The 23,419-nt window shown below is 61.9% G+C and carries 25 protein-coding genes and 1 pseudogene; 12 read left to right on the top strand and 14 right to left on the bottom strand.

What is annotated here, in order from left to right:
• Positions 1-101: 101 nt before the first annotated feature.
• The gene (ahpC, locus tag G7025_RS07255) at positions 102-665 is read left to right on the top strand and encodes an alkyl hydroperoxide reductase subunit C (protein WP_003191303.1); all 564 of its coding nucleotides are present in this window, start codon (positions 102-104) and stop codon (positions 663-665) included.
• Between the two features lie 133 nt (positions 666-798).
• Positions 799-2,364, top strand: a complete 1,566-nt coding sequence (gene ahpF, locus G7025_RS07250) for an alkyl hydroperoxide reductase subunit F (protein WP_181077714.1) — start codon at positions 799-801, stop codon at positions 2,362-2,364.
• Positions 2,365-2,414: 50 nt separating this feature from the next.
• On the opposite strand, the gene gloA is transcribed toward ahpF, so the two are convergent.
• Positions 2,415-2,936: a lactoylglutathione lyase gene (gloA, locus tag G7025_RS07245; RefSeq protein WP_181077713.1), complete on the bottom strand. Its 522-nt coding sequence runs from the start codon at positions 2,934-2,936 to the stop codon at positions 2,415-2,417.
• A gap of 196 nt (positions 2,937-3,132) precedes the next feature.
• On the opposite strand from gloA, the gene G7025_RS07240 reads away from it, so the two are divergent.
• Positions 3,133-3,669: a DUF4946 domain-containing protein gene (locus tag G7025_RS07240; RefSeq protein ID WP_181077967.1), complete on the top strand. Its 537-nt coding sequence runs from the start codon at positions 3,133-3,135 to the stop codon at positions 3,667-3,669.
• 109 nt (positions 3,670-3,778) lie between these two features.
• Here the strand turns inward: G7025_RS07240 and G7025_RS07235 are convergent, their stop codons facing one another.
• The 3 genes from G7025_RS07235 to G7025_RS07225 form a co-directional block, all read right to left on the bottom strand.
• Positions 3,779-4,141 (bottom strand): histone-like nucleoid-structuring protein, MvaT/MvaU family, encoded by a 363-nt coding sequence (locus G7025_RS07235; RefSeq protein WP_181077711.1) that lies wholly within the window; start codon positions 4,139-4,141, stop codon positions 3,779-3,781.
• Between the two features lie 173 nt (positions 4,142-4,314).
• Positions 4,315-5,856 carry an EAL domain-containing protein gene (locus G7025_RS07230; protein WP_181077709.1) on the bottom strand — a complete coding sequence of 514 codons (1,542 nt, stop codon included), beginning with the start codon at positions 5,854-5,856 and terminating at the stop codon, positions 4,315-4,317.
• A gap of 29 nt (positions 5,857-5,885) precedes the next feature.
• Positions 5,886-6,812 carry a LysR family transcriptional regulator gene (locus G7025_RS07225; protein ID WP_181077707.1) on the bottom strand — a complete coding sequence of 309 codons (927 nt, stop codon included), beginning with the start codon at positions 6,810-6,812 and terminating at the stop codon, positions 5,886-5,888.
• 76 nt (positions 6,813-6,888) lie between these two features.
• Between G7025_RS07225 and G7025_RS07220 the strand changes: the two genes are divergently transcribed.
• Both G7025_RS07220 and hppD read left to right on the top strand, forming a co-directional pair.
• Positions 6,889-7,812 carry a DMT family transporter gene (locus G7025_RS07220; RefSeq protein WP_181077705.1) on the top strand — a complete coding sequence of 308 codons (924 nt, stop codon included), beginning with the start codon at positions 6,889-6,891 and terminating at the stop codon, positions 7,810-7,812.
• Between the two features lie 261 nt (positions 7,813-8,073).
• The gene (gene hppD, locus G7025_RS07215) at positions 8,074-9,150 is read left to right on the top strand and encodes a 4-hydroxyphenylpyruvate dioxygenase (protein ID WP_181077703.1); all 1,077 of its coding nucleotides are present in this window, start codon (positions 8,074-8,076) and stop codon (positions 9,148-9,150) included.
• A 63-nt stretch (positions 9,151-9,213) separates the two neighbouring features.
• Here hppD and rarD read toward each other — a convergent pair whose 3' ends face one another.
• From rarD to G7025_RS07200, 3 genes are all read right to left on the bottom strand, one after another.
• Entirely contained in the window at positions 9,214-10,095 is an 882-nt protein-coding gene (gene rarD, locus G7025_RS07210; RefSeq protein ID WP_181077701.1) for an EamA family transporter RarD, read from the bottom strand.
• A 125-nt stretch (positions 10,096-10,220) separates the two neighbouring features.
• A complete protein-coding gene (locus G7025_RS07205) occupies positions 10,221-11,228 on the bottom strand; it encodes an aldo/keto reductase (RefSeq protein ID WP_181077699.1) in 1,008 nt (335 codons plus the stop codon).
• Between the two features lie 81 nt (positions 11,229-11,309).
• Positions 11,310-12,212: a LysR family transcriptional regulator gene (locus G7025_RS07200; RefSeq protein WP_181077697.1), complete on the bottom strand. Its 903-nt coding sequence runs from the start codon at positions 12,210-12,212 to the stop codon at positions 11,310-11,312.
• Between the two features lie 101 nt (positions 12,213-12,313).
• On the opposite strand from G7025_RS07200, the gene G7025_RS07195 reads away from it, so the two are divergent.
• Complete coding sequence (locus tag G7025_RS07195) at positions 12,314-13,018, top strand: SDR family oxidoreductase (RefSeq protein WP_181077695.1); 705 nt, start codon at positions 12,314-12,316, stop codon at positions 13,016-13,018.
• Positions 13,019-13,116: 98 nt separating this feature from the next.
• Here G7025_RS07195 and G7025_RS07190 read toward each other — a convergent pair whose 3' ends face one another.
• Positions 13,117-14,427, bottom strand: a complete 1,311-nt coding sequence (locus G7025_RS07190; protein WP_181077693.1) for an MFS transporter — start codon at positions 14,425-14,427, stop codon at positions 13,117-13,119.
• 160 nt (positions 14,428-14,587) lie between these two features.
• Between G7025_RS07190 and G7025_RS07185 the strand changes: the two genes are divergently transcribed.
• The 4 genes from G7025_RS07185 (at position 14,588) to G7025_RS07170 (ending at position 18,622) form a co-directional block, all read left to right on the top strand.
• On the top strand, positions 14,588-15,694 hold the full coding sequence (locus G7025_RS07185) for a sugar diacid recognition domain-containing protein (RefSeq protein ID WP_181077691.1): 1,107 nt from the start codon (positions 14,588-14,590) through the stop codon (positions 15,692-15,694).
• A gap of 91 nt (positions 15,695-15,785) precedes the next feature.
• Complete coding sequence (locus tag G7025_RS07180) at positions 15,786-16,925, top strand: glycerate kinase (RefSeq protein WP_181077689.1); 1,140 nt, start codon at positions 15,786-15,788, stop codon at positions 16,923-16,925.
• Positions 16,926-16,980: 55 nt separating this feature from the next.
• Positions 16,981-18,048 (top strand): DUF1176 domain-containing protein, encoded by a 1,068-nt coding sequence (locus G7025_RS07175; protein ID WP_181077687.1) that lies wholly within the window; start codon positions 16,981-16,983, stop codon positions 18,046-18,048.
• Between the two features lie 61 nt (positions 18,049-18,109).
• Positions 18,110-18,622: a GNAT family N-acetyltransferase gene (locus tag G7025_RS07170; protein WP_181077685.1), complete on the top strand. Its 513-nt coding sequence runs from the start codon at positions 18,110-18,112 to the stop codon at positions 18,620-18,622.
• Here the strand turns inward: G7025_RS07170 and G7025_RS07165 are convergent.
• Positions 18,619-19,311 (bottom strand): aspartate/glutamate racemase family protein, encoded by a 693-nt coding sequence (locus G7025_RS07165; protein WP_181077683.1) that lies wholly within the window; start codon positions 19,309-19,311, stop codon positions 18,619-18,621. The genes G7025_RS07170 and G7025_RS07165 overlap by 4 nt on opposite strands.
• A 225-nt stretch (positions 19,312-19,536) precedes the next feature.
• Between G7025_RS07165 and G7025_RS07160 the strand changes: the two genes are divergently transcribed.
• Entirely contained in the window at positions 19,537-20,031 is a 495-nt protein-coding gene (locus tag G7025_RS07160; protein ID WP_181077681.1) for a hypothetical protein, read from the top strand.
• A 4-nt stretch (positions 20,032-20,035) separates the two neighbouring features.
• Here the strand turns inward: G7025_RS07160 and G7025_RS07155 are convergent.
• Positions 20,036-20,566, bottom strand: a pseudogene (locus G7025_RS07155) (tetratricopeptide repeat protein); the annotation flags it as partial.
• 161 nt (positions 20,567-20,727) lie between these two features.
• Between G7025_RS07155 and G7025_RS07150 the strand changes: the two are divergent.
• Positions 20,728-21,399: a DUF3313 domain-containing protein gene (locus G7025_RS07150; RefSeq protein WP_181077679.1), complete on the top strand. Its 672-nt coding sequence runs from the start codon at positions 20,728-20,730 to the stop codon at positions 21,397-21,399.
• Here G7025_RS07150 and G7025_RS26735 read toward each other — a convergent pair.
• The 4 genes from G7025_RS26735 to G7025_RS26725 all read right to left on the bottom strand — a co-directional run bounded on the left by G7025_RS26735 (position 21,396) and on the right by G7025_RS26725 (position 23,315).
• Positions 21,396-21,743, bottom strand: coding sequence for a hypothetical protein (locus G7025_RS26735; protein ID WP_258197650.1), 348 nt, complete (start codon positions 21,741-21,743; stop codon positions 21,396-21,398). The two genes, G7025_RS07150 and G7025_RS26735, sit on opposite strands and share 4 nt — an antisense overlap.
• Entirely contained in the window at positions 21,744-22,409 is a 666-nt protein-coding gene (locus tag G7025_RS07145; RefSeq protein WP_258197649.1) for a hypothetical protein, read from the bottom strand.
• Entirely contained in the window at positions 22,409-22,747 is a 339-nt protein-coding gene (locus G7025_RS26730) for a hypothetical protein (protein WP_258197648.1), read from the bottom strand. The genes G7025_RS07145 and G7025_RS26730 overlap by 1 nt, the downstream gene beginning before the upstream one ends.
• Positions 22,748-22,910: 163 nt before the next feature.
• Positions 22,911-23,315, bottom strand: coding sequence for a J domain-containing protein (locus G7025_RS26725; RefSeq protein ID WP_258197647.1), 405 nt, complete (start codon positions 23,313-23,315; stop codon positions 22,911-22,913).
• Between the last annotated feature and the right edge of the window lie 104 nt (positions 23,316-23,419).

Raw genomic sequence — 23,419 nt, 5'->3', positions numbered from 1 at the left:
GAAAACCAATCGTCAGCATCAGGTTTGCCAATGAGCCATCTATCAACAGACTGGGTAGGATTCACCCCATCAACTTCTTAACCCCTGACGGAGAGTCAACGATGCCTATCATCAACAGCCAAGTAAAACCGTTCAAAGCCACCGCGTTCAAAAACGGCAGCTTCGTAGATGTGACCGACGCTGACCTGAAAGGCAAGTGGTCGGTCGTGTTCTTCTACCCAGCCGACTTCACCTTCGTTTGCCCAACCGAGCTGGAAGACCTGGCTGACAACTATGCCGAGTTCCAGAAACTGGGCGTCGAGATCTACAGCGTTTCCACCGACACCCACTTTGCCCACGCAGCCTGGCACAACACTTCGCCGGCCATCGGCAAAATCCAGTACACCATGATCGGCGACCCGACCCTGACCATCTCGCGCAACTTCGACGTGCTGATCGAAGAAGCCGGCCTGGCGGACCGCGGTACCTTCGTGATCAACCCGGAAGGTCAGATCAAAATCGTTGAGCTGAACGACGGCGGCGTTGGCCGTGACGCTTCCGAGCTGCTGCGCAAAATCAAGGCTGCTCAATACGTTGCCGCCCACCCGGGCGAAGTCTGCCCAGCCAAGTGGAAAGAAGGCGAGGCCACCCTGGCTCCGTCCCTGGACCTGGTCGGCAAGATCTAAGTCTGTGAAGCACCTGGGGCGGGTTTCCGCACCTGTGAAGTAAGCCGCAACCGCCCCTAAAAACGCCCGGGCGAGATTCGCTCGGGCGTTTTTTTTCGACTGTAATAAACCGAATTAACAGGAAATCGCCCGTATGTTGGACGCCAATCTTAAAGCTCAGTTGAAGTCATACCTGGAACGGGTCACCCAGCCGATCGAGATCGTCGCCTCCCTCGACGACGGTGCGAAATCCCAGGAAATGCTGGCTCTTTTGCAAGACGTCACCAGCCTCACCACGCTGATCACGTTGAAAACCGATGGCGATGATGCGCGCAAGCCGTCATTTTCCATCAACCGCCCGGGTGCCGAAATCAGTCTGCGTTTCGCCGGCATCCCCATGGGCCATGAATTCACTTCGTTGGTGCTGGCCCTGCTGCAAGTCGGTGGCCACCCGTCGAAGGCCAGTGTTGAAGTGATTGAACAAATCCGTGCGCTGAAGGGCGAGTTCAGCTTCGAGACGTACTTCTCACTCTCCTGCCAGAACTGCCCGGACGTGGTCCAGGCGTTGAACCTGATGGCCGTGCTCAACCCCAACATCCGCCACGTCGCCATCGACGGCGCATTGTTCCAGGCCGAAGTCGACGAACGTCAGATCATGGCGGTACCGAGCGTCTACCTCAATGGTGTGAACTTCGGCCAGGGCCGCATGGGCCTGGAAGAAATCCTCGCCAAGCTCGACACCAGCGGCGCCGAAAAAGCTGCCGAGAAAATCAGCGCCAAGGCCGCCTTTGATGTGCTGGTGGTCGGCGGAGGCCCGGCGGGCTCGTCGGCGGCCATCTACGCGGCACGTAAAGGTATCCGCACCGGTGTCGCCGCTGAGCGTTTCGGTGGCCAGGTGCTGGACACGATGTCGATCGAGAACTTTATCTCGGTCCAGGAAACCGAAGGGCCGAAACTGGCCAGTGCCCTGGAAGCCCACGTGCGTCAGTACGACGTTGACATCATGAACCTGCAGCGCGCCAGCAGCCTGGTTCCAGCAAAGAATCCCGGAGAGCTGCACGAGATCCGCTTCGAAAGTGGCGCCACGCTCAAGTCCAGAACGGTGATCCTCGCCACCGGCGCACGCTGGCGTGAAATGGGCGTGCCGGGCGAGCAGGAATACAAGGCCAAGGGCGTGTGCTTCTGCCCGCACTGCGACGGCCCGCTGTTCAAGGGCAAGCGCGTGGCGGTGATCGGCGGCGGCAACTCCGGTGTCGAAGCAGCCATCGACCTGGCGGGTATCGTCAGTCACGTGACGCTGCTTGAGTTCGACAGCAAGCTGCGCGCCGATGCGGTACTGCAGCGCAAGTTGTACAGCCTGCCGAACGTGGAGGTGATCACCAGCGCATTGACCAGCGAAGTGAAGGGTGACGGTCAGAAAGTCACCGGCCTGGCATACAAGGATCGCGACAGCGGTGCGTTCAAAACGCTCGACCTGGAAGGCATTTTCGTACAGATCGGCCTACTGCCCAATACCGACTGGCTCAAGGGCACGGTGGAGCTGACGCCCCGTGGCGAGATCATCGTCGATGCCCGTGGTGAGACCTCGCTGCCCGGCGTGTTTGCCGCCGGCGATGTCACCACAGTGCCGTACAAGCAGATCGTGATTGCAGTGGGCGAGGGCGCCAAGGCTTCCCTGAGCGCGTTCGATCACCTGATCCGCACATCCGCCCCGGCGTAAAACCGAGCACGCAAATGAAAAACCCCATGAGCGATCATGGGGTTTTTTGTTTACATCGGTGCTGGCTGAATGATCTCAACCCAGTAACCGTCCGGGTCCTTGATGAACGCCAGGCTTTTCATGCGGCCATCGGTCAGGCGCTTCTGGAAGTCGCAGCCCAGGGTTTCGAAGCGCTCGCAGGCAGCGACGATATCCGGCACCGAAATGCAGATATGACCAAAGCCGCGCGGGTCGGTGTTGCCGTTGTGGTAGGCGAAGGCAGGGTCGTTTTCGGTGCCGTGGTTGTGGGTCAGTTCCAGGATGCCGGGGATCGACTTCATCCACTGAGTACGCTCGGCGGCGTCTGCGGGGATCTGGGTTTTGTCCACCAGGGCCAGGAAGTAGAGGCTGAATTCGGCTTCCGGAAAATCGCGCTTTTCAACCAGCGAGAAACCCAGAACGCGGGTGTAGAAATCCAGCGAACGAGTGATGTCTTTGACGCGCAGCATCGTGTGGTTGAACACGAAGTGCGTGGTGGCGGTGTCAGGTTGCGCGGTAACGCCGGGGACAGTGTTCAGTTCGTGCAGGCTCATGGGCCCTCCAGAAAAAAATGGGGCAAACGCGACTCCACTCGGGAGCGCTCCCTTGGCTTGCGGCAAGCATTCATGCAGCCGGGCCATGATACGCAAGGCCTGGCCGCCGCGCCAAATGAAAAAGCCCGGCGCGGGCCTTGCGACCAGCCGCTGGAGGGGCTCACACTTTGTGGCTCGACCCTTTGGTGTTTTTGCAATGATCGACTGTCGTAAACCGCTATTGAGCGCTATGTGTGTGCTGCTGGCCAGCCCGTGGGCAGTGGCTGCTGAACCGGAAATCCATTGGCCCAGCGGCTGGCAGATCGAAGAGGTGGCCCCTGCGGCGGATACGCCCGCCCAGGCGCAGGCTGTGTCCCGGCAACGGGCGATCAAGAATGACGAGAATGGCAAGACCCTGATGGTTATGGAATTGACCGGTACGCCCATTGAAGCGGGACATAAAGTTAATCTTCAAGGGGTGTTGCTGGAGATGCGCAAATCTATCCAGAAAGACTTCGCCCAAGGTGGCTATCAAAGTGTGTGCACCAAAATGCACCCTACGACATTAAGCCGTCTCGATGCGCTGGAAACTACTTGCGTGATTACCGAAAACGGCCGTCACGTGCTCTCGCAAACATTGATAGGCGCGGTGGATACCGATAAAGCGTATGTATTTTCATACGCCGGTCAGGCACAGGCCTATGACGAAAGCAAGAATGAAGTGGGCTCGGTGCGTAACAGCTTGAAACTTTAAGCCAGTGACATCGAGCGATTCTGAACAAAATGAAATGTTATTTAAGTTCACTTTCGAACCTTGAATAAAAAGCCCCGCATGTGCGGGGCTTTATGTGACTGGGTGCGGTTCACTTGCGCAGCCAGGACTCTACGGTTTGTGCGCCGTGCTCTTCCTTCCAGGCTTTGAGGCCACGGTGGTTGCCGCCCTTGGTTTCGATCAACTCGCCGGTGTGCGGGTTCTGATAGACCTTGACGACGCGTGCGCGGCGCTGCTTTGGCGCGCTGGCAACGCTGCTGGCCTTGCCTGGGTTAGGGTCCAGGATGGCAATAATGTCACGCAGGCCCTTGCCGTAGGTTTTCATCAGCCCCTGGAGTTTTTCTTCGAATTCGATTTCTTTCTTCAGGCTGGCATCGTTCTTCAAGGATTCCAGCTGGGCAAGCTGCTCTTGAAGGGCTCTTTCTGCTGCGCGAAATTCGGCGAGTTTGGACAAAGTCGGTACTCCAATAGTGTAGTTGGCTGATATCAACTGCAAACAAAGCTGCAAGCCAAGCGCTTTAAGGTGACTCTAAACGGGCAAGAAAAATTGTAGTAGTTAATACGTCACGAGTAAATCACGTCTTTTGTCTCATTAACACTTTTTGAAGCTGCCTAGTGCGGGCCTATTCAATCCTTGGCCAGGCTGTTAACGAATTCCTCACACGGTAGTGGCCGGCCAAATAGATAACCTTGAAGGAAGTCGACTCCTCGACTCGCGAGGTATTGGCACTGCTGCGCTGTTTCAACGCCCTCGGCGACGATACCCAAGTCAAGCTTGCCGGACAATTCAATGATGCTGTCCAGGATATGCCCGGACAGCGCGTCGACGCCGATCATGGCGACAAAGCTCTGGTCGATCTTCAGGTAGTCCACATTGAAGTTGCGCAAATAACCCAGGCTTGAATGGCCGGTGCCGAAGTCGTCGATGGCGATCATCACGCCCAGCGCGTGGAGCGCCTCGAACAGGCGACAGGTGATCTCAGTAGGCTCGATCAACTCGCGCTCGGTCAGTTCCAGCACCAGCGTAACCTGCCCCGGGGCGAAGGCCGCGAGGAACTCGCGGCAGTCGTCCACCAGTTGCAGGTCCTGGCAGTGACGCGCGGTGATGTTTACGCCGATATGGAACCCCGGCGTGAAACGCGACGCGTGAGGCGCCAACTCGGCGGCGGTCCGGCGGAGCAGGGCGCGGGTCATCGGCACGATCAGGCCGCAATCCTCAGCCAGCGGAATGAACAGGTCCGGGCGCACCAGGCCTTCCTTCGGATGCTTCCAGCGCATCAGCACTTCGCAACCGGCCCACGCGCGGGTGTCGCCGCGCACCACCGGTTGGTAGTAAGGGATGAACTCATTGGCGCCCAGTGCCCGTTGCAACTCATGGGTTGGCGACGAGGCGCGCTTTTGCAGCCAGTGCGCGAGCAGTGCCGCCAGCCCGCCAAAAAACACCAATAGGCTGAACAGGGCAGGGTAACGCGCCTGCATGTAACGCCACACCTCACCGTCCGGCATGCCGGCATCGACACTGTAGGCATAGCGCGTCGAAGCCAGGTGCTGATGGGCCACCGCGAACGTCGGCGGCGGTGTCCGGCGCACCTGGCCATCGGCGTCGAGCCAGTGCGGGCCGACCTGCAGAATCAGTTGCGCATAGCGGCTGATCAGGCGCAGGGCATTGGTGAGGTGGTAGCCGTCAACCGAGGCGAACGCGGCCTTGTCCCCTTCGACCAGGCGATAAACCAGCAGCGCGGTGTCCGGGGTGACCGGGTTGCCGTCCATCAGCCACAGGCGCCCATCGACGTAATCATCCGGGTTGACCGGCGAGGTGTAATCGCCGCCGAACAGGGAGCTGCAATAGATATTTTTCTGCCAGGACAACGTGGTGGCGCGTACAAATGGCCGGCGCGTCACCTGTTCGCGCAGCGCCAGTTGAGTGGCGCTGTCGCACGGCTGCCCCGCCAGCGGCACCAGCGCCTGGGCGGCAAGCGCGGTGTTGTCGAGCATCAGGTCGAACTGGCGCACCGCCTCTTCGGCGGTCTGCGTCGTGCTTTGCTCCAGGGTACGTTCGGCCTGCCAATACAGGATGACGACCCCGAGCAGCACGGGCAGCAGGCCACACATGGCGCTGATCGAGAAGCGGGTAATGGGCTTTCGAGGGCCATTGACACGAAGCGGCATGGGTTCTGGGGCCTGTTGCGCAGCGGGGGTTACCGGCGCGCCGGTGAGGAATGTTTCGATGATAGATGGCCGGGCTCAAATATGCTCGCCTTGGTCAGGTTTTGTGCAATCTCTATGAACGCCAGCGCAGCAGGAGATGCCTGTCGCCGATCCAGCACAGCCAGGCCAATCCGGCGCGCAACGCTGGGTAACAATGGCCGTGTGACGTAGCGTGAATCGTGACCGCAGGGTAACGACGCCTGCGCCACGACACTGACGCCGTCACCCCGGCAGACCGCCTCCAGCGTGCTCAGCAGCTGCGCGCAGCGATAACGCACCTTGGGTTGCAACTGGGCGCCGGCAAACAGAAGGCTGACCAGCTCCGACGACCCGGCTTCGGTCAGAATAAACGGATCATCGCACAGCGCCCGCAGGGGCAAGGCGTCCTGCGCGGTCAGCGGATGGTCCGCCGGCAGCAGCGCGACCATCTGATCCTCGCACAACGCGAAGGTATCGAAGCGCTCCTGTTCCAGCACCACAAAACCGACGTCGATGCGCCGCTCCTCCAGCCACTGGATCACCTGCCGATCCGGCCCTTCGTCTACATGCACTTCAATTCCCGGGTAGTCGGCGCGAAAGCGCTGGAGGATGGCTGGCAGCAACCGTATCGACGCGGTCGGGCCGAATGAGCCGATGCGCAAGGTGCCGCGCTTCATGCCACGGGCGTCCGCGGCTTCCTGTTGCAACGTATTGGCCAGGCCAAGCATGGCGCGTGCGCGTGCAAGTAATTGCAGGCCGATGTCGCTGGGTTCGACCAGGGTTTGATGCCGCCGGAATAGCGCCACGCCCAGCTCCTGCTCCAGCGCCTTGATGGCATGGGACACGGCCGATTGGCTGATACCCAGGCGGTAGGCGGCACTGGTAAAGCCCTGCAGTTCGGCAACCAGGGAAAAGATTTCCAATTGGGTCAGGGTCATGAGTGTTTACTCATTTTACGATGATGAGTCATTACTCAGAGAATACCTTTAATCAGTCACGCGTTGAGCCACAATCATGCATGCCACCTCCGACCACCTGACTTACTGCAAGCTTGCCGCCGTCACCATGATCTGGGGTGGCACCTTCGTCGCCGGTCGCTACCTGGCCGATCATATCGACCCACTGCTGGCCGCCAGCCTGCGGTTTATCCTGGCCAGCCTGGCGTTGCTGTTGTTCATGGCCCTGGCGCGCATTCGACTGGTGCGGCCAACGGGTGGGCAACTGCGACAGTTGGCCTTGCTGGGTTTTTTCGGGATTTTCTTCTACAACCTGTGTTTCTTCTATGGGCTGCACTACATCAATGCCTCGCGAGCATCGTTGATCGTGGCCCTGAACCCTGCGGTGATCGGCCTGGCGTCCTCGCTGCTGTTCAAGGAACAACTGGGGCGCGCACGCATCATCGGTATCGCACTGTGCCTGGGGGGCGCCGCGACCGTGATTGTCAGCCGCAATCCGCAGTTGCTCCAGGGCGCTCCCTATCATGGGCTGGGGGACCTGCTGATTCTGGGCTGCGTGGTGGGGTGGGGCATTTATTCGTTGTATTCCCGTGAACTCAACGCCAGCCTCGGGCCGCTGCAGACAGTGACCTGGTCGGTGCTGCTGGGCGCCGCGATGCTGGCCGCCGCCACCGCCTTCATGGGCGGTTTCTCGCTTCAGGCAGTGAGCCGCATTGACCTGCCGCAGGCGCTGAGCCTGGGCTATCTCGGCGTGCTGGGCTCGGCCCTGGCCTATATCGGCTACTACGACGGCATCCGCCGCATCGGCGCCACTCGCTCCGGCGTGTTTATTGCGCTTAACCCGCTCACTGCGGTCATCTGTGGCGCGCTGTTGCTGGGCGAGCCACTCAGCGCGCCGATGCTGATGGGTGGCGCGGTAATACTGTGGGGTATCTACCTGTGCAACAAACCCCTTGCACCGGCGCGGGTGATGGGGATTTGATAAGAGTACGGACAAACCCTGTTACGCTGTGTAGAATCGATTTACGCATACAAGAATATGGACTTGCGCTCACGCAAGCCTCGGCCGTCAGAGACTGATGCAACCATGAAGCGACTCGGCTCCCCCCTCATCTTTGGTGACTTCCTCGCCCGCAGCGTGCGAGGCCTGTCCTGCGCGCCACCCCCGTACCTCATCCTTGCTGGCAATTGATTTTTCGTTAATCAGACTCTTTATTTCAAAGAGCAGGATGAGGCACCGAACATGACCGACCAACACGCAAACCCAATGGGCCTGATGGGCTTTGAATTCATCGAATTCGCCTCGCCGACCCCAGGCACCCTTGAGCCGATCTTCGAGATCATGGGGTTCAGCAAAGTCGCCACCCACCGCTCCAAGAACGTGCACCTGTATCGCCAGGGCGAGATCAACCTGATCCTCAACAACGAGCCCAACAGCATCGCCTCGTACTTCGCGGCGGAGCACGGCCCGTCGGTGTGCGGCATGGCGTTCCGGGTCAAGGATTCGCAAAAGGCCTACAACCGCGCACTGGAACTGGGCGCTCAGCCGATCCATATCGAAACCGGCCCGATGGAACTCAACCTGCCGGCCATCAAAGGCATCGGCGGCGCGCCGCTGTACCTGATCGATCGTTTCGGCGAAGGCAGCTCGATCTACGACATCGATTTCGTCTTCCTCGACGGTGTGGACCGCAACCCTAAGGGCGCCGGCCTCAAGGTCATCGACCACCTGACCCACAACGTCTATCGCGGGCGCATGGTGTACTGGGCCAACTTCTACGAGAAGCTGTTCAACTTCCGTGAAGCTCGCTATTTCGACATCAAGGGCGAGTACACCGGCCTGACCTCCAAGGCCATGAGCGCCCCCGACGGCATGATCCGCATCCCACTGAACGAAGAGTCCTCCAAGGGCGCCGGGCAGATCGAAGAGTTCCTGATGCAGTTCAATGGCGAGGGCATCCAGCATGTGGCGTTCCTCACCGACGACCTGGTCCAGACCTGGGACGCGCTGAAGAAAATCGGCATGCGCTTCATGACCGCGCCGCCGGACACCTACTACGAGATGCTCGAAGGTCGCTTGCCCAACCACGGCGAGCCAGTCGATCAACTGCAGGCCCGTGGCATTCTGCTGGACGGTTCGTCCATCGAAGGCGACAAGCGTCTGTTGCTGCAGATTTTCTCGGAAACCCTGATGGGCCCGGTGTTCTTCGAGTTTATCCAGCGCAAGGGGGACGATGGCTTCGGCGAGGGCAACTTCAAGGCCCTGTTCGAATCCATCGAGCGTGACCAGGTCCGTCGCGGTGTGTTGACCGCCGACTGAACGCACGTGTAGAAAAAAGCCCGGCCAACGTAAACCCTGGCCGGGCTTTTTATTGCCTGGGCGTTACGCCCGGCGCTGGCGCACCAAGTGCTTGAACCCTTCAAACACCAGGACCATGACCGCTATCCAGATCGGAATGTAGGTCAGCCATTGCCCGGCCTTGATGCCTTCACCCAGCAAGAGCGCCACCAGCAGCAACAGCACTGGCTCGACATAACTGAGCAGGCCGAACAGGCTGAAGGCCAGCAAGCGACTGGCGATGATATAGCTCACCAGCGCCGAGGCACTGATCAGGCCCAGGATCGGAATCAATGCATAGAGCTTCGGCTGCGCATCCATCACCGCAAAGCCCTGTTCGCCACTTTGCACGAACCACCATGCCACGGGCAGCATCAGCGCCATGTCCAGCCACAGGCCGCCAAGGTGATCGGTCTTGAGGTATTTGCGCGCGATGAAGTACAGCGGGTAACCGATGATGACCACCAGGGTCGCCCAGGAGAACCCACCGGCCTGATACAACTCGTTGAGCACACCGAGCGCGGCAAAAAATACCGCGATCTTCTGCAAATAGGACAGCTGTTCGCCCCACACCAGGCGCCCGGTCAGCACCATGGTCAGTGGCAACAGGAAATACCCCACCGACACGTCCAGGCTGCGCCCGTTGAGCGGCGCCCACATGAACAGCCACAACTGCACGCCCAGCAGGGCCGACGACACCACCACGCCGGCAATCAAGCGTGGCTCGGCCGTGAGCCGGCGCAGCAGTTCCCACACGTGTCGCCACTCGCCGCTGACCACCATGAATACCGTCATGCACGGCACGGTCAGCAACATGCGCCAGCCGAAAATCTCCAGGCCGCTCAATGGCGTGAGCAACGACGTGAAGTAGTACATGACGGCAAACAACACCGAGGCCGAGACCGATAACACCACACCTTTAGACACACTGTCCTCGCGAAAGCCGATTCAATCAAAAGAGCAGGGGATTATGGTGCTTTCGGCGCGTCAAGGCTGCTCTGTTTTGGGGCAAATCACCGAAAACTTTCCCACGCTGCGCTGTCAGAGCGCGCTCACAGCGGCGTGCGTCCCGAAACGAAGTGGCCCACGTCATTGAACCCTGGTGTGGACGCATGCCCCGGCGTGACCAGCGAATCAATGAACGCCTCGTCTTCGGCCGTGATCTTCACCTGCAGCGCGCCGGTGTAGGCATCCCATTGCGCTTCGGTGCGCGGCCCGACAATCGCCGAACTCACCGCGGCGTTGTTGAGCACCCAGGCGATGGCGAATTCCACCATGCCCACGCCACGCCCTTGGGTGTACTGCTGGATCTGCTGGGCGATGCGCAGCGACTCCATGCGCCATTCGGTTTCCAGGATGCGCTTGTCCTGGCGCGCGGCGCGGCTGCCGGCTTGCGGGGTGACATCCGGGGCGTATTTACCGCTCAACACCCCGCGCGCCAGCGGGCTGTAGGGCACCACACCGAGGCCATACGCAGCGGCGGCGGTGATCTGCTCCACCTCGGCCTGGCGGTTGACGATGTTGTACAACGGCTGGCTGATTACAGGCCTGTCCACGCCCAGGCGTTCGGCCACGCGGATCACTTCTGCAATGCGCCAGCCGCGATAGTTGGACAGGCCCCAGTAGCGGATCTTGCCCTGGCGGATCAGGTCGCCGATGGCCGAGACGGTCACTTCCAACGGCGTCTGGTGGTCTTCGCGGTGCAGGTAGTAGATGTCCAGGTAATCGGTGTCGAGGCGGGTCAAGCTCGCATCGAGCGCGTTGAATATTCGCTTGCGGCTCAGGCCGCTGCGGTTGGGCACACCATCGGCCGGGCCGAAGCCGACTTTGGACGCCACCACCCAATCGTGGCGCTGCCGGGCGATGGCTTCACCCACCAACTCTTCGGAACGCCCGCCGGTGTACACGTCCGCCGTGTCGATAAAGTTGACACCCTGATCCCAGGCCTTGTCGATGATGCGCAGCGAGTCTTCGGTGTTGGTCTGTTCGCCGAACATCATGGTGCCCAGGGTCAGGACACTGACCTTCAACCCGGACTGGCCCAACGTGCGATAAATCATGCAAAGCTCCTTGCGGCTATGAGACGTTACCTATGCAATACCAGAGTCGCCGGCTCTGGAACAAGACCCGCGCGCGTTTCTTCACGCACTCAGCAGGGCCTGGCAGCGCGCTTGTAGAAATCGGTGCAGCACTTTCACTCGCTCCGACACCTGCAGGCGGTGAGGGCACATCAAGTTGAACGGCGTGGGTTCTCCCTGCCAGTCAGGCAACAGGCGCACCAGGCGTCCGGCCTTGAGGTCCCGGGCGATGTCGAGGTTGGCTTTGTAGGCAATTCCGTGGCCAGCCAGCGCCCAGCGCCGCACGATTTCACCGTCATCGCTCAGGTAGTCGCCCGTCACCTCGACTTCCTGCAATGCCGTGCCCTGTCGAAAGTACCAAGTGCTGTTGGCCCGGCCCTGACGCATGTACCGCAGCGTGTTGTGCTGCGCCAACTCCGCCGGCGTGCGCGGTGTGCCGTGGCGCGCCAGGTAGTCGGGGCTGGCGCAGGGCAGGCGTTGGTGGCCGGGCACCACCGGCAGCGCCACCAGGCTGGAATCCCGTGGGACGCCGAAACGCAGCGCAATGTCGACGGTGTCGCGAAACAGGTCGGCATTGCTGTCGTTGAGCAGTAATTGCAGGCGGATGTTCGGGTGTTCCAGCTTGAACTCATCCAGCCAGCCCAGCACCACATTGCGCCCGAAATCCGAGGGTGCGGCCAGCTGCAGCAAACCGGTCAGGCCCTGACTCTGCTGCCTGAGCGCTTGCTCGCCTTCGGCCAAAGCAGCCAGGGCCTCGCGCGCGCTGTCGAGGTAGCGCCGGCCTTCTTCGGTCAGGCGCATGCTTCGGGTGGAGCGTGCCAGCAGGCGAGTGCCCAACCGGGTTTCCAGGCGTTTGAGAGCAATACTGGCCGCTGCTGGAGTCAGGCCCAACCCTCTGGCAGCGGCGGACAGGCTGCCCGTGTCGGCGGTGCGCACGAAGACTTCAAGGTCCAGGAGTGAACTCATTTGTAAAAATCCTTTAAAGATCCTGTCGTTTTACCGGGATTTTTTGCAGATTGCCAAGCTGGGAAGATGAACGCTCACTTTCTAACCCAGGACTCTCCTTCATGACTTCTCCCCTCAATGGCCAAACCGTCATCGTGATCGGTGGCAGCAGCGGTATCGGCGCGGCAGTGGCCAAGGCCGCCGCCGCACGCGGCGCTCAAGTGGTGCTGGCGGGACGACGCCTGTCATCGAGCCGCGACAACGGCCTGCGCAGCGAGCCCGTGGACGTCACCGACACCGAGTCCCTGCGGCGCTTGTTCGAAACCGTTGGACGCTTTGATCATTTGGTGTACACGTCCGGCCCATCGGTGCATGCCAAAGCCTTGATAGATACCGATCTGGACGAAGCCCAGGACAACTTCAACGTGAAACTCTGGGGGGCCTTGCGGGCAATCCAGCAGGCGCTGCCGTTCCTCGACGAGCGCGGCAGCATCAGCCTGACCTCCGGGCAATTGGGGCGCAAATTGGCGTCGGGGCAGTTCATCAAAGTCGGTATCAACGCCGCCACTGAAGCCCTGGGCAAGCAGCTGGCCAAGGAACTGGCGCCGCGTCGGGTCAACGTGGTGAGCCCCGGTGTAATTGATACCCCGGCGTATGCCGGGTTGGCCGAAGACCAGCGCCTGGCGACGTTTGCCAACGCCGCAAGCGCGTTGCCGGTGGGCCGCGTGGGGCAGGCCGAGGAGGTGGCGGCAGGCTATGTGCTGGCCATGGAAAATGGCTTTATCTGCGGCGCTGTCATCGATATCAACGGCGGCGGCCTGCTGTAACCGCAGCCTACTGAGGGAGGGAGCTTGCCGTGGTGACAGTCGTTTGATTTGTATCGATACCTGTCGCCATCTGGCAAACCCCTCCCATCTGGACTGCGTTAGACCTTCAAGGTCCGTGTCATGCGCAGTGCCAGCGCACTGCCCGCCACAATCACCGCCGCCAGCAGGTACAACGCAACATCCGTCGAACCCGTGGCGTCCTTTACGAACCCGACGATATAAGGGCTGAGGAAGCCCGCCATCTGGCCCATGGAGTTGATCAACGCCAGGCCACCCGCCGCTGCGCCTGCGCTGAGCATCGCCGTCGGCACCGGCCAGAACATCGGCAGGCCGGTGAGAGCGCCCATGGTGGCAATGGTCAGACCGAGGATGGCGATGGCCGGCGTGGTGGCGAAGTTTACCGCGATCACCAGGCCCACCGCGCCCATCAGCATCGGCACCACCAAATGCCAGCGACGCTCTTTGCGCAAGTCCGCCGAACGGCCCACCAGCAACATAAACACCGCAGCCAGCAGATAAGGGATCGCACTGAGCCAGCCGATCACCAGGTTATCGCTGAAACCCAGGTTCTTGATGATCGACGGCAGCCAGAAGTTGATCGCGTACACGCCGCTCTGAATACAGAAGTAGATCAGGCCGAAGGCCCAGATCGCCGGGTTTTTGAACACTTCGGCGAGGGAGTCGCTGGTGGTCTTGGGCTTGTTCGCCAGGTCCGTGGCCTGGTCGGCTTCCAGCACTGCGCGCTCCTTGGGCGTGAGCCACGTGGCATGGGCGAAACTGTCGCTGAGCAGGAAGTAGGCGAGGGCGCCCAGCAGAACCGTGGGGATGCCTTGCAGCAGGAACATCCACTGCCAGCCGGCCAGACCGCCCTGGCCGGCGGCGAAGTGGTTGAGAATCCAGCCGGAAAACGGACTGCCCAGCAGGCCTGACACAGGGATCGCCGACATGAACAACGCCATGATCCGCCCACGGCGAAAGGTCGGGAACCACTGCGACAGGTACAGCACCACGCCGGGGAAAAAGCCGGCTTCGGCGGCACCGGTAAACAGGCGCAGGGTATAGAAATGGGTCGGTGTGGTGACGAACAGCAGGCAGGTCGACAACGTTCCCCACACGATCATCATCAGCGCGATCCAGCGCCGTGGACCGAATTTATTCAGGGCCAGGTTGCTCGGCACGCCGCACAGCACATAGCCGATGAAGAAGATCCCGGCCCCGAGGCCGTACACGGTTTCGCTGAATTTGAGGGCATCGAGCATCTGCAGCTTGGCGAAGCCGACGTTGACGCGGTCGAGGTAGTTGAACAGGTAGCAGATAAAAATGAAGGGGATCAAGCGCAGGGTCACGCGCTTGTAGACAGCGTTTTTATCGTCATCGTTGGCCTGGGTGACAGCGGCGCTCTGTGACATGGCGTTCTCTCTTTATTATGATTTTTCGCGATGCGAGGGTAACGTTGATCGCCCCAAGAGTCTCGGCCAGGTGGCAGGCGGCTGTCTTTGTGCTCGCGCACAGTGAAGCCGGCTTTGCGCTGTGCCGATGACCAACCACGCCTTGCAGGAAGTTAGCCCCATGTTCGAGCTGGATCATGACCTGGCGCAGGATATCGTCGATCGCACCATGGCCATCCTGCCTTATAACGTCAACGTCATGGACAGCCAGGGGCTGATCCTCGGCAGTGGCGAGCCCGAACGCATCAACACCCGGCATGAAGGCGCGCAACTGGTGCTGGCCAACGGCCGCGTGGTCGAGATCGACGGCCAGACCGCCAAACACCTCAAAGGCGTGCAACCCGGTATCAACCTGCCGCTGATGCACGACCAACGCCTGATCGGCGTACTGGGCCTTACCGGCGAGCCCGAATTGCTGCGCACTTACGCCGAACTGGTGCGCATGACCGCTGAAATGCTGGTCAGCCATCGCCATCAGCAGGCCGACCAGCAGTGGCGACGCCAGCGTTGCGATGATCTGCTGGCGTTATTGCTGGCCGATGCCGGCGACTCGCCGCGCTTGATCGACGAAGCCCGGCAGCTGGGGCTCAAGCCTCACATGCCGCGCATACCGTACTTGTTCGAATTGGGCGAAGGCGCCTGCGCGCAGGACCTCGCCGCCTGGCTGAGCGCACGCTATCCCGACAGTTGGTGCGTCAGCTCGGCGCAGTTTTCACTGCTGTGGTGCCGACCGGCCGGGGTCTGGGTGGACAACCCCAAACTGCTGGAAAAGCTCGCCGGCCAGGGCTGGCCTGTTCTGCGCGTGGCCGTGGGCGGTCAGGCCGATGGATTGGCCGGGCTGCGGCGCTGCTACCGACGGGTCGGCGACCTGCTGGCCTACGGGCGCGATATCCTGCCCCATGCGCAGTTGCTGACCCTGAACCGCTATCGTCTGCCGGTAATGCTTTGGCGCCATCGCAACGACGACGCCCTCGACGAACTGCTCAACCCGTTGCGCAAAGTCCTGGCCAAGGACGCCAATGGGCAGTTACTGGCGACCCTGCGCAGCTGGTGCGAGCACGATGGGCAAAGCCAGGCCTGTGCCGACGCGCTGGGCATCCACCGCAACAGCCTGCGCTATCGCATGGAGCGCATCGCCGAACTCAGCGGCGTTGACCCGCTGACCCTGGACGGCATGCTCGCCTTGTACCTGGGCGTGCAATTGTTGCCCCAGGCTTTGTCGGAATGAACAACAAACCCACGCCGCACTTGTGCATCGGACCGGCGTTATTGCCGCTGCCAACTGGCAGCATGGACGGCATAAAAACCGGAGAACGCCCATGAAGATCATCATCGCCCCCGACTCGTTCAAGGACAGCCTGAGTGCCGAGGGCGTCGCCCAGGCGATTGCCGACGGGTTGGCCGAGGTCTGGCCGCAGGCGCAGTTGATCCAGTGCCCGATGGCCGACGGCGGTGAAGGTACGGTGGCCGCCGTGCTCGCCGCCTGCCACGGTGAGCTGCGTCGCCGGACGGTTCGCGGCCCATTGGGTACCCCGGTCGAGGCGCACTGGGGCTGGTTGGCCGACAGCCACACCGCCATCATCGAAATGGCCGAAGCCAGCGGCCTGCAGTTGGTACCGCCGGAGGCGCGCGATGCGTGCCGCACCAGCACCTTCGGCACCGGTGAACTGATCCACGCGGCGCTTGAAGCGGGTGCGCGGCGCATCATCCTGGCCATCGGCGGCAGCGCCACCAACGACGGAGGCGCCGGCGCGATGCAGGCGCTGGGTGTGCAGCTGTTTGACGCCGACGACCGCGTCCTGCCGCCCGGAGGCCTGGCCTTGGCACAGTTGGCGCGCATCGGCCTGGACAGCCTCGATCCACGCCTGGCCCAGGTGCGTTTCGACATAGCCGCCGACGTCAACAACCCGCTCTGCGGCCCTCACGGCGCTTCGGCGATTTTCGGCCCGCAAAAAGGCGCGGGCCCGCAACAGGTGCAACAGCTCGATGCCGCCCTCGGGCACTTCGCCGATCATTGCGCCAGGGTGCTGCCCCGCGACGTGCGCGATGAACCCGGCAGCGGCGCCGCCGGCGGCCTGGGCTTCGCCGCCAAGGCGTTTCTCGGCGCCCGGTTCCGCGCGGGCGTCGAGGTGGTCGCCGACCTGGTGGGCCTGGATGCGGCCATACGTGGCGCCGACCTGGTCATCACCGGCGAAGGCCAATTCGATGCCCAGACCCTGCGCGGTAAAACCCCGTTCGGCGTCGCACGCATCGCCCGCCAACACGGTGTGCCGGTGATCGTCATCGCCGGCACCCTCGGTGATGGCTACGCGCAGATGTATCAACACGGCGTCGCCGCAGCCTTCGCCTTGCCAAGCGGACCGATGAGCCTCGCGCAGGCCTGCAACGAAGCGCCGCGCTTGTTGCGCGAGCGGGCGGCGGATATTGCGCGGGTGTGGCGGGTGGCTGCCGGGCGCTGACGGCACGCGCCGAACATGTGACAATCCGCGTCTTTTTCCGACACGGAGAGTCCCCATGTTGCGCCCCTTACTCCTGGCCCTGCTGGCCGGTTCCTCTGCCCAAGCCTTTGCACAACCCGCTGCCGAGAGTGTGCCGCTGCTGCGTGACATCAAGGAATGGGTGGTCGGTTGCGACAACCTGCGCGATTGTCACGCCCTCAGCGCACCGAGTGGTGCCAATGAAGAAGACTACAGCTCGCTGACCCTGCATATCTGGCACAAGGCCGGGCCGCAGGGTTACTTGCGCTTGCGCTTCGACCATCGGGGCGAGGCCGTGGACTTGTCGACCCTGCAACTGGACGGCCAGCCCCTGGGCGATGCCTTGACCCAGGATTTGCAGGCGCAGCGGGATGACCAGGGTGGCGATCCGGATGTGCAGTCCTACGGCGTCCTGGACGACGACGCGGCACATCGGTGGTTGCAACGCTTGCGCAATGGTCAGCGCCTGCAAGTGCCCGCCGATACCGACGCGCATGTGTCGCTGAGTGGGCTGAGCGCTTCGCTGCTGTTGATGGATGCGGTGCAGGGCCGGGTGGATAACGTCACGGCTCTGGCGCGGCCGGGCAAGGGCGCGGCGAGTAGCGTACCGGCGCACATGCCGGTGCCCTTGCTGCGTGCATTCCCCGGCGCACCGGCATTGACCGCCCAGGAGCAGAAAAACCTGGTGGCCGAGGCGCTCAAAGGCGAAACGGCGCAAGAGGATTCGCCGCCACCCGAAGCCAGCGCCGGTGCGTTGACGGCGTCGCACGCCATCACCGTGTTGCGTTACGACTGCGCGGCCTATAACTGTGAATACGAGGTGGTGCAACGCGCGCGCCAGGCGCCTTATGCCCAGGCCGCCTTGCAGCTGGAGCCGTTGCCGTTGGACGGGGCCGCGCTGCAGGGTTCGGTGGGCTACGATCCGGCCACCGGCACCTTGAGTTATTTCTACAAGCAACGCGGGCTCGGCGATTGCGGGGCCGGGGCGGCCTGGGTGTTTGATGGCAAGGCATTCCAGCTCAGCGAGTTCCACATAATGTCGCGCTGCACCGGCGTGGCCTACGGCGATTGGCCGTCGTTGTGGACGACCGCCCCGGCGCCCTAGGCAGCGGACGGCCGACGCCTCTACACTGGCAGGCCCCCTGTTTTTCCAAGGATGAAACCGCATGCACACGCCTGAACCCCATATCGTCATCCAGCGCTTTACCGAGGCCCACCTTGAAGGCGTCGCGGCGCTCTACAACGAGCCGGCGGTGTGTCGTCAGGTGCTGCAGATGCCGTTCCAGTCGATCGAGGTGTGGCGCAAGCGCCTGGTGCTGGATGACGAGCGTCGCCTGCAACTGGTGGCATTGCATGGCGGCGAAGTGGTGGGCCAGCTGGGGCTGCAACAGTACTTGCGCGTGCGCCAGGCCCACGTCGGCACGTTCGGCATGGGCGTGGCGACCGCCTGGCAGGGCAAGGGCGTGGGGTCGCGGCTGTTGAAGACGGCCCTGGACGTGGCCGACAACTGGATGAACCTGCACCGCGTCGAGTTGACGGTGTACGCCGACAACCAGGCCGCGCAACGTCTGTACCGCACGTTTGGTTTCGAAGTGGAAGGAGTGCTGCGCGACTACGCCCTGCGTGACGGCGTGTATGTCGACACCGTCAGCATGGCGCGTCTGCGCCCGTCGGCTTAATCCTGCACTGCAAACGCCACCGCAGCCTGTGCATGCAGCTCGGTGGTGTCCAGCAGCGGCAGGTCCGTGTGTTCAGGCTTGATCAGCAGACCAATCTCCGTGCACCCGAGGACGATCGCCTGGGCGCCCCGCGCGGCCAGCGCAGCGATGATGCGCAGATAAGCCTGGCGCGAGGTGTCGCTGATGATTCCCACGCATAACTCTTCATAAATGATCTTATGCACGGCTTTGCGCTCCTCGGCCTCGGGCACCAGCACGCTCAAGCCATGCTCCGCCAGGCGCGCCTTGAGAAAGTCCTGTTCCATGGTGAAGGCGGTGCCGAGCAAGCCGACGGCGAGTGTGCCGGCCTGCACGGCAGCCCGGCCGACGGCGTCGGCGATATGCAGGAAAGGAATCGACACCGCCGCCTCGATACGCGGCGCCACCCGATGCATGGTGTTGGTGCACAGCACCACACAGTCCGCGCCGCCGGCCTGCAGGCGCCGCGCCGCGTCTTCGAGGATCTGTGCGGCATCGTCCCAACGCCCGTCGTGCTGCGCCTGGGCCACCGGCCCGAAATCCACGCTGTACATCAACATCGGCGCCGAACGCAACGGCCCGAGCTGGGCGCGCACCCGCTGATTGATAAGGCGGTAATACTCGGCGCTGGACTCCCAGCTCATGCCGCCGATAAGGCCGATGGTGCGCATGCGATGCTCCTGACAGGGAAAGTGCCTTCACCTTACGCATCGGCCGCTGAATAGTCAGACGCAGTTACCCGCCAAATGACCGGTGCAGTTCTGATTCAGCGGCAAACGCCGATTCCAGGCTCGTCTCGTGCACGCCCACGGCGGCCATCGGCGTTAATCGTACGGTGAATGGCCGCATCTGCCATGATCGGATATCGCAACCTGGCACACCCAAGGAAATCCGCAATGGACGATGTACAGCAACTGGGCGAGATGCTTCGTCATTACGCCGATAGCGAAGCGCACAAGAAGCAGCAGTTCGAGGTGCAGTCGGCCCGTTGGACGCAAAAGCTCGACGAGTTGTTCGGGCAGATCGAGCAATGGCTGGAGCCGGTCAAGCGCGTCGGCTTGCTGGAGGTCCAACGTCAAACCTATGTCGCCAGCGGGCCGAGCGTGCCGGTGGAAACATCAACCTTCAAGACTGAAAAGCTATTGGTACAGATCACCGGTAAAACCGTGGAGTTTGTGCCTGACGTCATGGCCATGGGCGGCTTGATCTCGGTATCGGTGATGGGCTTGACCGCTGCCCGTCACGGCAGCGTGTCGCTGGTGCTGCCGGCCGACAAAAATGACTGGCTATGGAAGAAAACCAATGGCCTCAAAGACCCGGACACCTTTGGCTTCGACGCCAACTTCCTGGCCTCGCAGTTGCAGAGTCTGATTCCACGCGAACGCGGCTAAGGCTCTACTTCAACGCCGGGTCGCCAGGGTTGAGTTGTTTCCAGCTCTGCAAGACCCGTTGCGCCTTCGGCTCCTGGCCACTCTCCAGGTAGTACTGGATCAGCGACAGCCGCGCATTGCGATGATACGGCTGACGCTGGAGCACCGCTTCCAACTGCTGGCAGGCCTGTTCGACCTGGCCGCCGTCATGCAGCGCCACCGCCAGCACAAAGCCATACTGGGCGTTGGCCGGGTCCAGACGCGCGGCGTTGCGCAGATAGCCCATCGCTTCGGCGGCAGCGTCGCTGCGTATCAGCATCAAGCCCTGGGTGTGTTGCAACAGCGCAGCGTCAGGATGCTCGGCCAGCTGCCCGGCGATCAGGGCGCGTGCTTCTTCGCCGCGTTCATGGGCTTCCAGCCATTGTGCCAGGGTGACCAGCGCGGGAAAAAAATCAGGATCGCGCAGCAGGGCAGTGCGTAGCTGGGACTCGACTTTGTCTTGCCGGCCGCTGGCCTGGTAAAGCATGGCCAGGTTGAGGTTGGCCTCGGCGCGGTCGTTGAAATCCGCAGGGACGGTCTGCGGCATGGCGGGCTGCGTGCAGCTTTAACGTTGGCCCTCGGCCTGTCAAACCGGCAGCGCAAAATAGAGGCTATTTCCCCAGAGTTGGCTATACCTAGAGCTCCGTCTTTCGATGATGACCGCCAGGGAGTTCAATGATGAAACTAAGGCTAATGATCAGTACGTTGTGCGTGGCTTCGCTCGGGTTGGCGGGCTGTGCCAGCAAGGTCACGCAACCGGATGAATATTCAGGCTTCCTCTCCAACTACAGCCAACTCAAGCAAGCCAAGTCACCGTCAGGCGCCGAGGTGATGCGCTGGGTCGATCCCCAGCTGGACCTGAGCCGCTACAACGCGGTGTACATCGAGCCGACCCAGTTCTATCCCAAGCCCCAGGCCACCGCGAAAATCCCGGACAGCACCCTCAACGGCATCAACACCTACTACAACCAGGCGCTCAAGCGTGAGCTGGGCAAATCCTTGCCATTGGCCAACGGCCCCGGCCCGGGCGTGATCGTGGTGCGCGCGGCCATCACCGCCGTCAGCAGCAAGACCGAAGGGCTCAAGCCCTATGAGTTCATCCCGGTGGCATTGGTGGCGGCGGCGGTCAGCACCGGCACCGGCATCCGCGATCAGGAAACCACCCTGGCCACCGAGGCACAGTTCCTCGACGGCGCCAACGGCAAGGTGCTCGCCCAGGTGGTGCGCAAAGGCACCGGCAAGCCTTTGGAGAACGACGCCCAGGTGATGAAGGCCGACGACGTGAAAAGCGTGATCGACGGCTGGGCGTCGGACCTGCATCACTCCTATCTGAAATTCAAGCAACACTAAAACGCATTGCGGGCCGGTCGGTTGTGATAGCTGAGCAGGGCGTCGTAACGGCGGGTGACGAGGTCATAGTCGTCACTCAGCTGATGCGGGTTGGCGTGGTTGAGCCAGTCTTGAAGCAGGCCTTGCAGGGCAGCAAGGTACGCATCGGCGGGGCTTCTCAGGGTGTACCAAAGGTGCAGCGTTTCTTCGCTGAGTTCTTTATCCGGCATCCGATCGACAAAGGCTGCGGCACTTTGCTGCGCACGCTGAACCGAAGCGGTCAACGCCGCCAGGGCTTGGGGTGTCAGGTCGGCAGCGCGTACCCCTTGGTCGATCCGATCGACCGCCTGGCGCGCCACGATCATCTAGTTGAGCAGCTGCCAATGCAGATCTCGGCCCAGACGTGCTTCCAGCAAATCCAGCTGTACGGGGCGCAAACGCTGCTCCTCACGCGTCAGATCGTCACGCAGAGCCGCGGATGCCGACAGGTAGTCGCCACCGTTACGGCTTAGTTCTGCTTTCAATTGGTCAAGCATGACGTTGCCAAATAATTGCTGCTGCGGCGTTTTCGTGCCGGGAGTTTGACTGGGGCTGAGCAGCGTACCGACATCGCTGATTCTGCGAAGGGCCTGCACGTACTGTTGCGTAGTCGTAATCAATGGACTGCCGGGGGCTTGGCGTTCCAGCTGGAGGGTGATTGCAGGAGTGCATAGTTGCTTTTGGATCAGGCGGGCTTGGGGCTCTGCGTTGTCGCCAAATTCTTCCCGAGGCACGTTCGCGGCGCCGGAGCGCTCAGACGTCCGGACTGAGGCGTCGCCCTGAGTCAGCAAGTAGTAGGCCAGCCGAGTATCGCGGTCAACGCGGTTAACGCAATCGATGATCGGCGCAAGCGCGCCGGCCGTTGCGGTCTGGGGGCTGTCCAGTTGGTTGAGCCACCACTCGACAATCTGCAGTTGTTTGCTGGCGCCGGCCAGGCTGAATAGGCACAGGATCAACACCACCCCAACGGGGTACAACATGATTGGCTTCATCACTCAGCCTCCTGGCCGTACCACTGTGCCTGGGTCGCGGGTGCCTGGCAGGGCTGTGCGGTTCTCGGCATGCGGCTGCACACGCGCTCTGTCCACTGTTGCAGGCCTTGATTGCGATCTACCTGATAATGACTGTCAATGCTTTTGAGCGCTGCGAACATCACTGCCATGAGCAACGTGATAAGGCCAAATGCGCCGATGGTCTTGCGCGGATGGAGGCTGGACCATTCTTTGTAACCCGTGCGTGCTTGACGTTTACCCGCTCCGATCACGGCCAGGGTCGCCACCATCATCAGGCCCGCAACCGGGCCGAATTGAACACTGATGGCAACACTCATGATCGCCCCCGGCAGCAGATCGCGCAGCGGCAATGAGCGTGCGCCGGCTGGCGCAACCAGGCGTGATCGTCACGCCGGGCGTACGCATCAAGGAAATCTGCTTCGTTACGTTGTGCAAGGGCCAGCGCCAATCGGCTGTGCAACGCCTGCCTGCATTGAGAGGTCAGGGCATCCAGCCATTGCGCAGGCAGCTCCAGGCGCTGAGCCAGTGGAAGGTATCAAACGCCCAGCGACGCTCCTCATCGCTCACGGTGTCGTCGCTGATACAGCGTTCGAGCAGCGCCACCTCGAATGCCGGGCCGTTGCCTTGGGCCAAGGCTTGCTGATAGCGCTGGGGTAGGGTGGCGTCCACCGGTTCTGGCGCGGCCATCTCGACCGCCGTGGCGGCAAACGCGTCATCCAGCGCCGATTCTTGCCCACTCATGGCCGCTTCATACGCTTCACGCAGGCGCTGGAAACCCTCGGGATCAGCATCCGGCCGGGTTTTCTTCAGCAGCGCCGCGTAGGTGCGCTTGATGGTGCGGCTATCGGCATCCGGGGGCAGATCAAGAACTTCCCAGCAAGTCATGTGCGGTGCAGCTCCGTGAAGAATCGCGCGCACCTTACCTGTTTCATTGGCCAGTAAGCCAGCAGTAGTAAGGACACTGCTTAACGCTTTGTAGTGTGCCGGAT

The organism is Pseudomonas lurida, from assembly GCF_013522705.1.
GTDB classification, from domain to species: Bacteria; Pseudomonadota; Gammaproteobacteria; order Pseudomonadales; family Pseudomonadaceae; genus Aquipseudomonas; species Aquipseudomonas quebecensis.
This window is presented reverse-complemented; position numbering and strand designations above follow the sequence as displayed.